The 13,779-nt window shown below is 70.9% G+C and carries 13 protein-coding genes; 7 read left to right on the forward strand and 6 right to left on the reverse strand.

Annotated features, from left to right (window positions below; all coding sequences use genetic code 11):
• The first annotated feature begins 75 nt into the window (after positions 1-75).
• Positions 76-822 (forward strand): hypothetical protein, encoded by a 747-nt coding sequence (locus tag PGH47_RS27910; RefSeq protein ID WP_271665690.1) that lies wholly within the window; start codon positions 76-78, stop codon positions 820-822.
• Between the two features lie 4 nt (positions 823-826).
• Here PGH47_RS27910 and PGH47_RS27915 read toward each other — a convergent pair whose 3' ends face one another.
• Complete coding sequence (locus PGH47_RS27915) at positions 827-1,339, reverse strand: hypothetical protein (RefSeq protein WP_271665691.1); 513 nt, start codon at positions 1,337-1,339, stop codon at positions 827-829.
• A gap of 42 nt (positions 1,340-1,381) precedes the next feature.
• Positions 1,382-2,497, reverse strand: a complete 1,116-nt coding sequence (locus PGH47_RS27920) for a magnesium and cobalt transport protein CorA (protein WP_030946715.1) — start codon at positions 2,495-2,497, stop codon at positions 1,382-1,384.
• Positions 2,498-3,004: 507 nt separating this feature from the next.
• Here PGH47_RS27920 and PGH47_RS27925 point away from each other — a divergent pair.
• Positions 3,005-3,589: a suppressor of fused domain protein gene (locus PGH47_RS27925; RefSeq protein WP_030946712.1), complete on the forward strand. Its 585-nt coding sequence runs from the start codon at positions 3,005-3,007 to the stop codon at positions 3,587-3,589.
• A 30-nt stretch (positions 3,590-3,619) separates the two neighbouring features.
• Here PGH47_RS27925 and PGH47_RS27930 read toward each other — a convergent pair whose 3' ends face one another.
• Positions 3,620-4,846, reverse strand: coding sequence for an MFS transporter (locus PGH47_RS27930; RefSeq protein WP_271665692.1), 1,227 nt, complete (start codon positions 4,844-4,846; stop codon positions 3,620-3,622).
• A gap of 170 nt (positions 4,847-5,016) precedes the next feature.
• Between PGH47_RS27930 and PGH47_RS27935 the strand changes: the two genes are divergently transcribed.
• From PGH47_RS27935 to PGH47_RS27945, 3 genes are all read left to right on the forward strand, one after another.
• Complete coding sequence (locus PGH47_RS27935) at positions 5,017-5,658, forward strand: DUF6758 family protein (RefSeq protein ID WP_030946705.1); 642 nt, start codon at positions 5,017-5,019, stop codon at positions 5,656-5,658.
• Positions 5,659-5,843: 185 nt separating this feature from the next.
• Complete coding sequence (locus PGH47_RS27940; RefSeq protein WP_271665693.1) at positions 5,844-6,701, forward strand: PHP domain-containing protein; 858 nt, start codon at positions 5,844-5,846, stop codon at positions 6,699-6,701.
• Positions 6,702-6,864: 163 nt separating this feature from the next.
• A complete protein-coding gene (locus tag PGH47_RS27945) occupies positions 6,865-7,470 on the forward strand; it encodes a MarC family protein (RefSeq protein WP_093747203.1) in 606 nt (201 codons plus the stop codon).
• A 98-nt stretch (positions 7,471-7,568) separates the two neighbouring features.
• On the opposite strand, the gene PGH47_RS27950 is transcribed toward PGH47_RS27945, so the two are convergent.
• On the reverse strand, positions 7,569-7,721 hold the full coding sequence (locus PGH47_RS27950) for a hypothetical protein (RefSeq protein ID WP_093747204.1): 153 nt from the start codon (positions 7,719-7,721) through the stop codon (positions 7,569-7,571).
• Between the two features lie 207 nt (positions 7,722-7,928).
• Here PGH47_RS27950 and PGH47_RS27955 point away from each other — a divergent pair, with 207 nt between their 5' ends.
• Positions 7,929-8,819, forward strand: coding sequence for an NYN domain-containing protein (locus PGH47_RS27955; RefSeq protein ID WP_030946697.1), 891 nt, complete (start codon positions 7,929-7,931; stop codon positions 8,817-8,819).
• Here PGH47_RS27955 and PGH47_RS27960 read toward each other — a convergent pair.
• Both PGH47_RS27960 and PGH47_RS27965 read right to left on the reverse strand, forming a co-directional pair.
• Positions 8,816-9,721 (reverse strand): alpha/beta fold hydrolase, encoded by a 906-nt coding sequence (locus PGH47_RS27960; protein ID WP_271665694.1) that lies wholly within the window; start codon positions 9,719-9,721, stop codon positions 8,816-8,818. The genes PGH47_RS27955 and PGH47_RS27960 overlap by 4 nt on opposite strands.
• A 337-nt stretch (positions 9,722-10,058) precedes the next feature.
• Positions 10,059-12,512, reverse strand: a complete 2,454-nt coding sequence (locus PGH47_RS27965; protein ID WP_271665695.1) for a DEAD/DEAH box helicase — start codon at positions 12,510-12,512, stop codon at positions 10,059-10,061.
• 474 nt (positions 12,513-12,986) lie between these two features.
• Here PGH47_RS27965 and PGH47_RS27970 point away from each other — a divergent pair, with 474 nt between their 5' ends.
• Positions 12,987-13,742: a ferritin-like fold-containing protein gene (locus PGH47_RS27970; RefSeq protein WP_107903099.1), complete on the forward strand. Its 756-nt coding sequence runs from the start codon at positions 12,987-12,989 to the stop codon at positions 13,740-13,742.
• The last annotated feature ends 37 nt before the right edge of the window (positions 13,743-13,779 follow it).

Genomic DNA, 13,779 nt, shown 5'->3' on the forward strand with positions numbered 1-13,779 from the left:
CTCCGCCCGGGGGGTGACGTGCGGGTACGCTGCCGTACGCCGCTCAGGTCCCACGACAGAAAGGCAGCCCCACCTGTGACTGCGATTCCCCAGGGTCGTACTCGCCGGGCCGCGCTGGTGACCGCCATCTGCGCCCTGGTCGTGTCGGGAACGGGACTGACGGGATGCAGTGAGGACCCGGACGAGGGCACCAACGGGGTCGGCAAGCTGCCGGTCGCCGAGATCCAGCGCAAGGCCCGTACGGCGGCGGACACCGCCGAAGCGGTGCACCTGTCGGGGAACCTGGTCACCAGCGGGCGGACCTACAAGCTCGACATGCAGCTGAAGTCCGACGGGGCGACGGGGTCGGTCACCGCGCAGGGGTCCACCTTCCAGTTGCTGCGGATCGGCGAGCAGCTGTATCTGAAGGCCGACTCCGGCTTCTGGAGCGACGCGGGCAACGACGGCAAGGCGGACGCCGGGGCCGTGGACAAGCTGAACGGCAAGTACGTGAGGGTGCCGCAGGGCGACCCGGCGTACAAGAAGTTCAGCGGCTTCACGGACAAGGACGTACTCCTCGGGGGCCTGCTGACGCTGCACGGCAAGGTGGCCACCGACGGCCGCCACGAGCAGGCGGGCGTGCGCACCGTGCGCATCTCCGGCGACAAGGGCTCCGGCGGCACCCTCGACGTCTCCCTGGAGGGCGTCCCGTATCCCCTGGTGCTGACCCGGGCGGGCGACGGAGGCACCCTGACCTTCTCCGACTGGGGCAAGGACTTCGCCCTGGAGAAGCCGAAGAAGGGCGACACGGTGGACTACGGCAAACAACTGCCGACGTCGTGACCGGCTAGCGGCGTCGCTTCTTCTTCAGCAGCAGCCGCGGCAGCCCCGCCGGGATCGGCCGGCGCGTCGTCGCCGCCGTCGGCAGCGGTGCCTCGGCCAGGGAGCCGTCCGGCAGCGCCCCGAGGGCCCCCGTCGGCTCCAGCCGCAGCACCCGGCACTCGCGCGCCCAGCGCCCGGGCATCGCCTCGCCGTCGGGGGCGTTCAGGCGCTTGCCCTTGAGCTCGGCGACCGTCGCCTCCCACTGCTCGGAGCCCGCCCCGAGCTCGACGACCTTCGCCGTCCAGGAGACCAGCCGGCCGCCCTTGTCCTTGCTGCGGACCGTCACCTCGGCCTCGGCCCCGTCGGCCAGCCCCGGCAGCGGCTGCTCACCGGGACCGTCGCCGACGACACACGCCGCACCCTCGTGCCACGCGTGCCACAGCGCCCGCGCCGGGGAACCGGGTCCCCTGACCCAGATGAGGCCGGACTTCTTGGTGGCCTCCTCGACGAGGGCCTGGTCGAGCAGCTCGCTTGTCATGCCCCCAAGACTATCCAGCGCCGCCGGACCGGCCGGGACCGCTCAGAGCCACCCGTTGCGCTTCAGCGTGCGGTGGATGCCGAGACAGATCGCCACCGTGACGCTGAGGATCACCGGGTAGCCGTACTTCCAGTGCGTCTCCGGCATGTAGTCGAAGTTCATGCCGTACACACCGCACACCATCGTCGGTACGGCGATGATCGCGGCCCACGACGTGATCTTCCGCATGTCCTCGTTCTGCGCGACGGACGCCTGGGCGAGGTTGGCCTGGAGGATCGAGTTGAGGAGCTCGTCGAAGCCGATGACCTGCTCGTGCACACGGGCGACATGGTCGGCGACGTCCCGGAAGTACTTCTGGATGTCGGGGTCGATCAGCCGCATCGGACGCTCGCTCAGCAGCTGCATGGGCCGCAGCAGCGGCGACACCGCCCGCTTGAACTCCAGCACCTCACGCTTGAGTTGGTAGATCCGGCCGGCGTCCGTGCCGCGCGGCGAGCCCTTGCGTCCCGGGGAGAACACCTCGGTCTCCACCTCGTCGATGTCGTCCTGCACCGCGTCGGCGACGGCGATGTACCCGTCGACGACATGGTCGGCGATGGCGTGCAGCACGGCAGAGGGGCCCTTGGCGAGCAGCTCGGGGTCGTCCTGGAGGCGGTGCCGCAGCGCCCGCAGCGAGCCCTGTCCGCCGTGCCTGACGGTGATGAAGAAGTCCCGGCCGGTGAAGCACATGACCTCGCCGGTCTCGACCACCTCGCTGTTGGCGGTGAGCTCGTCGTGCTCGACGTAGTGGATGGTCTTGAAGACGGTGAACAGGGAGTCGTCGTAGCGCTCCAGCTTGGGCCGCTGGTGCGCCTGCACCGCGTCCTCGACGGCCAGCGGGTGCAGCCCGAACTCGCCGGCGATACCGGAGAATTCGGCCTCGGTGGGCTCGTGCAGCCCGATCCACACGAAGCCGCCGTCGCGCCGCACCTGGCGCATCGCCTCGTGCGGGGTCAGCGGCTTGTCGGTCTCCAGACGGCGGCCGTCACGGTAGACGGCGCAGTCGACGACGGCCGAGGGGGTCGCGGGGTCACGGGTGGTGTCGTAGGCCCCGCTGTCCTTGCGCAGCGACGTACGGGCCGGACGGACCACGGCGCGCAGGTCTCGAATCATCGACATGAGCAGGCTCCTTCGCAACGGGCAACGAAGCTCGGAGGGCCGCAGCACGGCTGGAACTGCCCGGAATGGGGACGTCCTGACCTCAGGATGTTTGGCACGTCCACAAAGCGGGGAGCACCGCACCGTTGCGGTGGTGGGCTTCGTTGCTGATTCAGATCAGACCGATCAGGCAAAGCGAAACGAAGTGCTCTTCCGTGGGAGGACGCGAGCGTGAAAGGACGGCGGTCAGCCGGAGCGGAACAGCCGGATCAGCTACATCAGCGGCGGGAAGAGCGAGTGGTACTGCACGGTCGACTTCGATCCATGACAGCCCCACCTCCTCCGGCCGGTCCCTCGTGAGGGACGTTCCATACCCCTTTCGGGGTTCCCCGTAGGGGAGTTTTCATCGGCGTCGGGACTCGATCGCGACGCTTCTGCGTGCTGTCCCGAACACCGGGCAAGAGTATCAGCCGACTGAAGTGTCAAGGCGCTGCTTTGCCCGGTACTGACGAGTTCTATGCTCGCGGCATGGCTGATGTTCTTCCTCTGGTCGAGGCCCGGTTGCGCACCGCGCTGGGCGAACCGGGCGCCCGTGCGGCGGTCACCTTCCTCGGTACGGACCGCATCGAGGTGCTCCGTTTCCAGGAGGGCGACATCGTCCGCTACGCCACGCTCGGCATGTCCGCGCAGCCCATGAACGACCCCACCGCGGTGGTCGCCGACCCGGTCAAGGGCGCCCGCGCCGAGCTGGTCCTCTCGGTGCGCGCCGGAATCGCCGACACCGACAAGGTGCTCCGCCCGCTCGCCGTGCTCGCCGCTTCCCCGCAGGTGGAGGGCCTGATCGTGGCCCCGGGTGCCTCGCTGGACGTCGGTGAACCGCTGTGGCCCGGCGCCCCGTTCACCTCGGTCCTGGTCGCCGAGCCGGGCGGCCTGGTCGAGGACCTGGAGCTCGACGAGCCCCTCGACCCCGTGCGCTTTCTGCCGCTGCTCCCCATGACGCCGAACGAGGCGGCCTGGAAGCGGGTGCACGGCGCCCAGGCCCTCCAGGAGCGCTGGCTCACGAACGGCACGGACCTCAGGGATCCCGCCCGCAGGTCCGTACCGCTGGAGTGAGGAACCTCACCAACCGGTGGCTGAAAAGCGTCAGTTGGCGAACACGGTGACGCTGTCCTCCGTCGCGTGCCTCGTCTCCAGTTCCTCGGCCTCGCCGGTGAGCGCCCCGCGCCGTACGACGACCACGAGCGCGCCCGCGACGGCGGTGACGGCCGCCACCACGAACGGGACACGGAGACTGCCGGTCCACTCCTCGATCCGGGGCGCGAAGTAGGGCGCTGCCGCCGCCGCGAACCAGCGCACGAAGTTGTAGCCCGCGCTCGCCACCGGGCGCGGCGCGTCCGAGACGCCGAGCGCCAGCTCCGTGTAGACGGTGTTGTTCACGCCGATGAACGCGCCGGACAGGATCGTGCAGACGATGGCGGTGGTGTGGTCGCCGTAGCCGAGGACCAGTACGTCCACCGCGAGCAGCACCAGCGACCCGCCGAGCACCTTCAGCGAACCGAACCGCCTCTGCATGCGCGGCGCCACGACGACCGAGAAGACCGCCAGCAGCACACCCCAGGCGAAGAACACCGCGCCCGACCGGTACGGGCTCATGTTCAGCACGAACGGCGTGAAGGCCAGCACGGTGAAGAACGTGTAGTTGTAGAAGAACGCCGAGACCGCCGCGGACGCCAGACCACCGTGGCCGAGCGCCTTGAGCGGGTCCAGCAGCGAGGTCTTGCGGGCCGGCTTCGGCTGCTCCTTGAGGAACGCCGCGATGCACAGGAAGCCGACGGCCATCAGGAAGGCCGTGCCGAAGAACGGGTAGCGCCAGCTTGCGTCGCCGAGCAGCGCGCCCAGCAGCGGTCCGCACGCCATGCCGAGGCCGAGGGCGGACTCGTAGAGCAGGATCGCCGCCGCGCTGCCCCCGGCCGCCGCGCCGACGATGACCGCCAGGGCGGTGGAGACGAAGAGCGCGTTGCCGAGCCCCCAGCCGGCCCGGAACCCGACCAGCTCGCCGACCGATCCGGACGTGCCCGCGAGCCCGGCGAAGACCACCACGAACGCGAGGCCGAGCAGCAGTGTCCTGCGGCCGCCGATCCGGCTGGAGACGAAGCCGGTGAGCAGCATCGCGACGGCGGTGATGAGGAAGTACGAGGTGAAGAGCAGGGAGACCTGGCCGGGCGTGGCGTTCAGGCCGCCGGCGATGGACGGCAGGATCGGGTCGACGAGCCCGATGCCCATGAAGGCGACGACGGACGCGCCGGCGGTCGCCCACACGGCCCGCGGCTGTCGCAGTAGGCCGCCCGCTCCCGCGTCGAAGGGGTCCATACCGTTCTCCATTCCGGACTGAGGTGGTTGGCTGATACACAGAATAAGTTAGCCAAGCTAATTAATGCAAGTTACATCTATCTCTGCGGGATCCGGGTTTCCTGTGCCGTTCGGTCCGGATGGGTGATCGTCCTTGACGTGGCGCACAAGGGGTAGGACCGTGGGGGCCTATGAGGGGCGAACCCAGTTGCCCGAAGTGTGGTGGCCGGGTCAGGGCTCCCGGACTCTTCGCCGACACCTGGCAATGCGATGTGCACGGCACCGTGCATCCGGTGCAGCCCGTGATCCCGCCCAGCGTCGAGGCCCTCGGTGTGGTGGTGCATCGCACACAGGTGCCGGTGTGGATGCCGTGGCCGCTGCCGATCGGCTGGCTGTTCACCGGAGTCGCCAGCGCGGGTGACGACCGCAGCGGCGGCAGAGGGAGCGTGGTGGCCTGCTCAGGGCCCGGACCGCTCGGCGGCATGGGCGAGATGATCCTGGTCGCGGAGGAGCTGGGTGTCGGTCTCGGCGCGCGTTACGCGGGCATCGACGGCCCGGACCCGGGGTCGTACATGAACGTCGAGAAGCCGCCCCAGGCCAAGGTTCTCGCCGCCGGGCGTCCCACGCCGCTGTGGCATGTGTCGGGTACGCCCGACGATCGTGCCGTGTTCGCCGGTGAGGCGCTCGGGATGTGGCTGTGGGCGGTCATGTGGCCGGAGCAGTCGGGGCTGTTGATGTACGACGAGCTCGTGCTGACGGACCTGCGGGATGCGGGGGCCGAGTTGGAGCTGGTGCCCTGCGGGGCGTTGTCGCCGCGCTTGCTGGAGCCGTAGCGCCCATGGGGGTGGAGGTGCCGCTTGTCGGGCGGCTGCGGGTTGTGTGTGGCTGGTCGCGAAGTTCTCCGCGCCTCTGGGTAAGTCGTTGTAAGGGGCGCTCGCCCGTACGGGTGTGACAGTAGTCGTTGAAAATCTGGTTATCCTGGAGCGTCCACTTCCTGCCGTCCCCGTCTGGAGTTCGCGTGCGTATCGATCTGCACACCCACTCCACCGCTTCCGACGGTACGGACACGCCCGGTGAGCTGGTGCGCAATGCCGCCGCTGCCGGGCTGGAAGTCGTGGCGCTCACCGATCACGACACCACCCGTGGGTACGCCGAGGCGATCGCCGCGCTGCCGGACGGGCTCACGCTCGTCACCGGCGCCGAGCTGTCCTGTCGTATCGACGGCATCAGCATGCACATGCTGGCCTACCTCTTCGATCCCGAGGAGCCCGCGCTGCTCGCCGAGCGGGAGCTCGTGCGGGACGACCGGGTGCCCCGGGCCCAGGGCATGGTCGCCAAGCTCAACGCGCTGGGCGTGCCCGTCACCTGGGAGCAGGTGCTGCGGATCGCCGGGGACGGCTCGGTCGGGCGGCCGCACGTCGCCTCCGCACTGGTCGAGCTCGGGGTCGTCCCGAGCGTGAGCGACGCCTTCACCGAGGACTGGCTCGCCGACGGCGGGCGGGCCTACGTGGCGAAGCACGAGACCGACCCGTTCGAGGCGATCCGGCTGGTCAAGGCCGCGGGCGGGGTGACCGTCTTCGCGCATCCCGCCGCGAGCAAGCGCGGCCGTACGGTTCCGGAGTCCGCGATCGCCGAACTGGCCGCGGCCGGCCTCGACGGCATCGAGGTCGATCACATGGACCACGACCCCGACACCCGCGCCCGGCTGCGCGGGCTCGCCAGGGAGCTCGGCCTGCTGCCGACCGGGTCCAGCGACTACCACGGCAGCCGCAAGACCTGCGTGCTCGGTGAGTACACGACGGATCCCGAGGTGTACGGCGAGATCACGCGACGGGCGACCGGGGCGTTCCCCGTGCCGGGTACCGGCGGGGCCTAGGTCCTGACACCCAGGTCGATCACCTTCACGTTCGTTTCGGGGCACCCGGCGCCGCCGGTCGTGCCCGCCCGTTCCCACTCGCGGAACAACTGCCCACAGCGGTAGCGGCACTGCTCCGCGCTGCCCGCCGCGCGTTCACACTCACCTCGCAAGGCCCTCACGCATGTTCGACGTCGCCGTCTTCGGCTCCCTGTTCCTGACCCTCTTCGTCATCATGGATCCCCCCGGGATCACCCCGATCTTCCTCGCGCTCACCGCCGGCCGGCCGGCCAAGGTGCAGAAGCGGATGGCCTTCCAGGCCGTCTGTGTCGCCGGCGGTGTGATCGCGGTGTTCGGGCTCCTCGGCCACCAGATCCTCAACTACCTGCATGTCTCCGTCCCCGCGCTGATGATCGCGGGCGGGCTGCTGCTCCTGCTGATCGCGCTCGACCTGCTCACCGGCAAGACGGACGAGCCGAAGCAGACCAAGGACGTCAACGTCGCCCTGGTCCCGCTGGGCATGCCGCTGCTGGCCGGGCCCGGTGCGATCGTGTCGGTCATCCTCGCCGTGCAGAAGGCCGACAGCGTCGCCACACAGGTGTCGGTGTGGGCGGCGATCGTCGCCATCCATGTCGTGCTGTGGCTCGTGATGCGGTACTCGCTGCTGATCATCCGCGTCATCAAGGACGGCGGCGTGGTCCTGGTGACCCGGCTCGCGGGCATGATGCTGTCGGCGATCGCCGTGCAGCAGATCATCAACGGTGTGACCCAGGTGATCCAGGGCGCCTGAGCCGCAGGCGCGTGACGCTGAGGCCCGTATGCGCGAAGCCCCCGTACGCCGTCAGTGGCGTACGGGGGCTTCGAAGCTTCTGAGGTGATCCGCGGCTGTTACGAGGCCGTGGTCTCGGCGGGTCGGATCCACAGCCGCTGCCCCGTCGCGGCGGCCTGCTGAACGATCCGGTTGACGGAGGCGGCGTCCACGACGGTGCTGTCCACGGGTGTCCCGTCGAACTCGTCGAGTCGCATGATTTCGAAGCGCATCGGCTTCTCCCTTCGTCTGGTCATCCTCCTGCGGAGAACTACTCGGTTACACACCTAGACAACGTGCTTCACGTTACAAACATTCCCTACGCTAAAGAAATTTTTCGAACGACTAACTACTGACCGGTAAGGGGTTGCCCGACGATCAAGAGGAGACTGACCGGGACCGGTTGTGTTCGCAGCGTGACCGCCGGGACAATGGAGTCGATGAACGACGACCCCGGCGCACTCTCCGCCCGCATCGACCGCACCAACGAGCTGCTGCAACGCATGCTCGCCGAGGTGGCGAAGACGCCCTCCACCCATGCGATCTTCGTCGACGCGGGCTACCTCTACGCGGCCGCCGGACGGCTGGTCGCCGGGACCGAGGACCGCCGCGCCTTCGACCTGGACGCCGAGGGACTGATCGAGGCGCTCATCGACCGGGCCCGCACGATCTTCGCGGACAGCCGGCTGCTGCGCGTCTACTGGTACGACGGCGCCCGGCGCCGCATCCACACCGCCGAGCAGCAGTCGATCGCCGAACTCCCCGACGTGAAGGTGCGGCTGGGCAACCTCAACGCCAACAACCAGCAGAAGGGCGTCGATTCCCTGATCCGGACCGACCTGGAGTCCCTCGCCAGGCACCGCGCCATCAGCGACGCTGCCCTGCTCGGCGGTGACGAGGACCTGGTGTCGGCGGTCGAGGCGGCGCAGGGGTACGGGGCGCGGGTGCACCTGTGGGGGATCGAGGCGCCGGAGGGCCGCAACCAGGCCGAGCCGCTGCTCTGGGAGGTCGACAGCCAGCGCACCTTCGACCTCGACTTCTTCAAGCCGTACGTCTCCCGGCGCACGGCCGCCTACGAGGCCGCGGGAACCCGGCCCACGCGGGAGGACGTGCGGTTCGTCGGCGCGCAGATCGCGGCGAAGTGGCTCGCCGCACGCGGCCGGGAGTCACTCGTGGAACTGCTCCCCGGGCACCCCTACCTGCCCGGCTCGGTGGACCAGGACCTGCTGGTGGAGGCGGAGGGCCTGCTCCAGTACTCGCTGCGCGGGCAGGCGGACCTGCGCAGGGCGCTGCGGGACGGGTTCTGGGAGCACCTTCAGGCGCAGTACTAGGCGTCGGCCTCTTCGTCGCTCCCGGTCTCCCGCACGCTGTCCCAGAAGTCGGCGACCGCTTCGGCCGTGGGCAGGGGCCGGTCGGCGTTGGGGGAGTGCTCGGCGCCGGGGATGATCGTGCGGCGGGCCTTCAGGCGGGCGGCCATGTCGTCGAGCACCGGGACCGGCCAGGTGTCGTCGCTGGCGCCCGACAGGACGTGGAACGGCAGCGGGAGGGCGGCGAGTTCGTCGACGCGATCCGGTTCCGTGGTCAACTGACGTCCGGTGGCGAGGAGTTGGGCGGGCTTCGTGCCCAGCCAGCGGCGCCGCAGCAGGTCCTGGCCGCCGATGCCCTTGGCCGGGCCGCCGACCTCCTCGGGCGGGCCCATGGCGCGGATCGCCTCCCAGGTCTCGGCCATCGTCATCACCGCGAGCGCGTCCCGCAGGAGCTTCACGCGCTGCTGCTGGGAGTCGGAGATCTGCGCGGGGCCCGATGCCATGAGGGTGAGTGACCGGAACGGCGTGTGGTCGATGAGGACGGCCGCGCGGGCGATCTGGCCGCCCAGGGAGTGGCCGAAGAGGTGGAGCGGGGTGTCGCGGGCGCCGAGTGCCTCCGCCTGCGCCAGCACGTCCCTCGCCAACTCGCCCCGCGCGTAGGCGGATTCGTCGTCCTCCGGGCCGTCCGACTCGTGCTGCCCGCGTCCGTCGACGGCGATCGTGCGGTAACCGCGAGCCGCCAACGGCTCCTGCATCAGCGTGAAGTCCTCCTTGCTGCCGGTGAACCCGGGGAGCAGAAGGGCGGTACCGCGGGCGTCGACACCGGGCGCGACGGGGTGGTCGACGACGGCGAAGGCGCCGCGGGAGGTGTCGAGGAAGTAGGCACGGGCGTTCGGCGGCGGGGTGAAGGCGGGTTGGGAGGTCACGAGGGGGAGGGTAGCGGGTGTCCTTGAACTGCCTGAGCGCCGCGTGCGGGGGCCGGGGTGGCGGGTGGCTCGAACTTGCCGAGCCGAGCCGACCGGAGCGCCCTGCCTCGGCCGACCGAGGCTGTTGGCGCGCCGCCTGCCTCGGCTGGGAGAGGCTGTTGGCGGTGCCGCCTGCGTCGGCCGGCAGAGGCTGTTGGCAGGGGACACCGGAGACGGCAGGCCGACGCTCGGCCTGCCTCGGCTGAAGCATGCTGCCGACCGGGCCCGCCCCAACTGACCGATGAGACGCCGACGGCCCGGCCCCACACGAGGTGGGACCGGGCCGTCGTACGGGAGATCAGCTCTCCGTCGGCTCCGCGGCGGCCGTCGCCTTGCGGGTGCGGCGTGCCTTCGGCTTGGCCTCCGTGGCCTCGGCCGTGCCGGTCGCGGACTCCGCGGTGACGGTGGCCTTGCGGGTGCGGCGGCGCGGGGCCGGCGTGTCCGTGGCCGTCGGTTCGTGCGTGGCCTGGGCCGGGATGTCGGCGACCTCGCCGGTCGACGCCGCGGTCTTGCGGGTGCGGCGTGCCTTGGGCTTGGCCTCCGCGGCCTCGGCCGTGTCGGCGGCGGTCTCCGCGGCGGCCGTCGCCTTACGGGTCCGGCGCGGCTTGGCCTCGGCGGCCTCCGGCTCGGCCACGGTCGTGGCGGCTGCCTTGCGGGTGCGGCGCGGCTTGGCCTCCGTGCCCTCGGCCGTGTCCACGGCGGCCTCGGCGGTGGCCGCGGCCTTCCGCGTACGGCGTGCCTTGGGCTTGGCCTCGGCGGCTTCGGCGGTGTCGACCGCGGCCTCGGCGGCGGCAGTGGCCTTGCGGGTCCGGCGCGGCTTGGCCTCGGCGGCCTCCGGCTCCTGGGCCGTCTGGGCCGGGATGTCGGCGGCCTCGGGGGCCTCGACGGCGGCCGCGGTCTTGCGAGTGCGGCGTGCCTTCGGCTTGGCCTCGGCGGCCTCGGCCGTGTCGACGGCGGCCTCGGCCGTCGCCTTACGGGTCCGGCGGCGCGGCTTGGTCTCCGCAGCCGGGGCCTCCTGCACGGCCTCGACGGTGTCGACGGCGGCCTCGGCCGCAGCCGTCGCCTTGCGGGTGCGGCGGCGCGGCTTGGTGGCGGGCGCCTCCTCGGCCTCCGCGACCTGCGCCACGGCGGGCTCGGAAGCCTGCACGGCCTCCGCCTCGGCAGCCACGACCTCGGCCGAAGTCGCCTGCGGCTCCGCCGACTTGCGGGTACGGCGGCGGCGCGGCTTGGCCGGGGTCTCGTCCGCCGTGTCCAGCGACGGGCCCTCGGCCGTCTCGACCACGGCCTCGGCGGCGGTCGTCGCCGGGGCCGCCTCCGACACCGATCCGCCACGGGTACGGCGACGGCGGCGCGGGGTGCGCGGCTCGGCAGGGCCGGCCTCGGTGGTCTCCTCGACGGCGGCGGAGCCGTTGGCCGTCGCCGACGTCGCGTCCAGCGGGGAACCGCCGCGCGTACGGCGACGGCGGCGCGGGGTGCGCGCCGAGCGCTCACGGTCCGGCGAGGACGAACGGGACTCGTCCCGGCCGCCCCGGCCACCGCGACCGCGCGCACCGCGTCCGCCGGTCTCGCCGAGGTCCTCGACCTCCTCCGCCGCCAGCCCGGCGCGGGTGCGCTCCGAGCGGGGCAGGACGCCCTTCGTGCCGGCGGGGATCTTCAGTTCCTCGAAGAGGTGCGGGGACGTGGAGTACGTCTCCGGCGGGTCGTTGAAGTTGAGCTCCAGCGCCTTGTTGATGAGCTGCCAGCGCGGGATGTCGTCCCAGTCGACCAGCGTGATCGCCGTACCCGTGTTGCCCGCGCGGCCGGTACGGCCGATGCGGTGCAGGTACGTCTTCTCCTCTTCCGGCGACTGGTAGTTGATGACGTGCGTGACACCCTCGACGTCGATGCCGCGCGCGGCGACGTCGGTGCAGACGAGGACGTCCACCTTGCCGTTGCGGAAGGCGCGCAGCGCCTGCTCGCGGGCGCCCTGGCCGAGGTCGCCGTGGACCGCGCCGGAGGCGAAGCCGCGCTGCTGGAGCTGGTCGGCGAGGTCGGCCGCGGTGCGCTTCGTACGGCAGAAGACCATGGCCAGTCCCCGGCCGTCGGCCTGCAGTATGCGCGCGACCATCTCCGGCTTGTCCATGTTGTGCGCGCGGTAGACGTGCTGCGCGATGTTCGCGACGGTCACGCCCTCGTCGTCCGGCGCGGTGGCGCGGATGTGGGTGGGCTGCGACATGTAGCGGCGCGCGAGGCCGATGACCGCGCCCGGCATGGTCGCCGAGAACAGCATGGTCTGGCGGCGGGCCGGCAGCATGTTGATGATCTTCTCGACGTCGGGCAGGAAGCCCAGGTCGAGCATCTCGTCGGCCTCGTCGAGGACGAGCGCCTTGATGTGCTTGAGGTTGAGCTTCTTCTGGCCCGCGAGGTCCAGCAGTCGGCCCGGGGTGCCGACGATGACGTCGACGCCCTTCTTCAGGGCCTCGACCTGCGGCTCGTAGGCGCGGCCGCCGTAGATCGCGAGGACGCGGACGTTACGCACCTTGCCGGCGGTCAGCAGGTCGTTGGTGACCTGCGTGCACAGCTCGCGCGTGGGGACGACGACGAGCGCCTGCGGGGCGTCGGTGAGCGCCTCGGGCTCGGCGCGGCCGGCCTCGACGTCGGCGGGGACGGTGACGCGCTCCAGGAGCGGGAGACCAAAGCCCAGCGTCTTGCCGGTACCGGTCTTGGCCTGGCCGATGACGTCCGTGCCGGAAAGGGCGACGGGGAGGGTCATCTCCTGGATGGGGAAGGGGTTGATGATGCCGACGGCCTCAAGGGCCTCAGCGGTCTCGGGAAGGATTCCGAGCTCTCGGAAAGTCGTAGTCAGGGTGCTGCCTCTTCTGTGTGCGCGGTGCGAGGCGAGCGCGGGGGGTCTTTGACGGACCGTGCCGGGGACGTCGGCTGCCTTACGGGCTGGCCGTAGGGCACGGGACCACTGTCGACGCTCTAGCGCTCGTACCGCTGAGGGTGTCCCTCCGGTCGTCGTACGCACTGTGCCGTACGACCGAGGAGGGCTGTCGGGTCGGAGCCGATCGGGCCACCGACCGGGCATCCTCATAACGTGCGGCCCGTCGAGGTACGTCTGAGTACTCAGCGGGCGCATTACCACCATACCCCGGAAACGCGCACATGCGATGGCCGAATTGGTCACGTAGTCGGCGTCACAGTGATTGACCAGGGACTTCCGTGACGCGATGAGCGGGCTATTGTGCGCTTCATGACGACGCCTGACAACACCTCTGACGCCTCCGAGACCGCCGTCGAACACACCGGGGTCGCCGCCCAGGACTGGGCGCGGGCCTCCGCCGATCCGCAGTACCGGGCCGCTGTCGTGGACCTGCTCGGCGCGCTGGCCTACGGGGAGCTGGCGGCGTTCGAGCGTCTCGCCGAGGACGCCAAGCTGGCGCCGACGCTGGCGGACAAGGCGGAGCTGGCGAAGATGGCGTCGGCCGAGTTCCACCACTACGAGAAGCTGCGGGACCGGCTGACCGAGATCGGTGCCGAGCCGACGCAGGCGATGGAGCCGTTCGTCGCCGCGCTGGACGGGTTCCACAAGCAGACGGCGCCCTCGGACTGGCTGGAGGGGCTCGTCAAGGCGTACGTCGGCGACTCGATCGCCAGTGACTTCTACCGGGAGGTCGCGGCGCGCCTGGACTCCGACACCCGCGGGCTGGTGCTCTCCGTGCTCGACGACACCGGGCACGCGTCGTTCGCCGTAGAGAAGGTGCGGGCCGCGATCGACGCCGATCCGCGAGTCGGCGGACGGCTCGCGCTGTGGGCACGGCGGCTGATGGGCGAGGCCCTGTCGCAGTCCCAGCGAGTGGTCGCCGACCGGGACGCGCTCTCCACGATGCTGGTGGGCGGGGTCGCGGACGGCTTCGATCTCGCCGAGGTCGGGAAGATGTTCTCGCGGATCACCGAGGCCCACACGAAGCGGATGGCCGCGCTGGGGCTCGCGGCGTAGCTCCCACGGGCCCCGGGGCCGGTGGTCGACCCCGGTG

The sequence above is a fragment of the Streptomyces sp. HUAS 31 genome (assembly GCF_028198125.1).
Taxonomy (GTDB): domain Bacteria; phylum Actinomycetota; class Actinomycetes; order Streptomycetales; family Streptomycetaceae; genus Streptomyces; species Streptomyces chartreusis.